The sequence below is a fragment of the Chryseobacterium sp. SIMBA_038 genome (assembly GCF_046535115.1).
Lineage (GTDB): Bacteria > Bacteroidota > Bacteroidia > Flavobacteriales > Weeksellaceae > Chryseobacterium.
Genome location: NZ_JAWRXH010000490.1, coordinates 1 through 230, shown reverse-complemented (window position 1 = coordinate 230; position 230 = coordinate 1). Strand labels below are relative to the sequence as shown.

Annotated in this window: 1 pseudogene; it reads right to left on the bottom strand. The window is 40.9% G+C overall.

Going from position 1 to position 230, the window contains the following annotated elements:
* Positions 1-6 precede the first annotated feature (6 nt).
* Positions 7-230 (bottom strand): annotated as a pseudogene (locus SB689_RS24380) (sugar isomerase); the annotation flags it as partial.

Below are 230 nucleotides of genomic sequence, written 5' to 3'. Positions count from 1 at the left end.
GATTACTTATTTGTTATGTTCCACCGCATAAGCTCTTGAATCTTCATTCAAAGCGTTCAAAGAACCGAATTTGTAAGATGCTTTTGCTCCCGGCTGATCTTGCAACGTGTTAGAATTCATCGCATCAAAAATAAGTCCGTGCGACGCTGCTTTTTCCTTCATCGCTGCTACATCACTTGGAATATCCCAAGCAATATGCAAAGAAATTGCTCCTGCAGAATGCGTTAAAG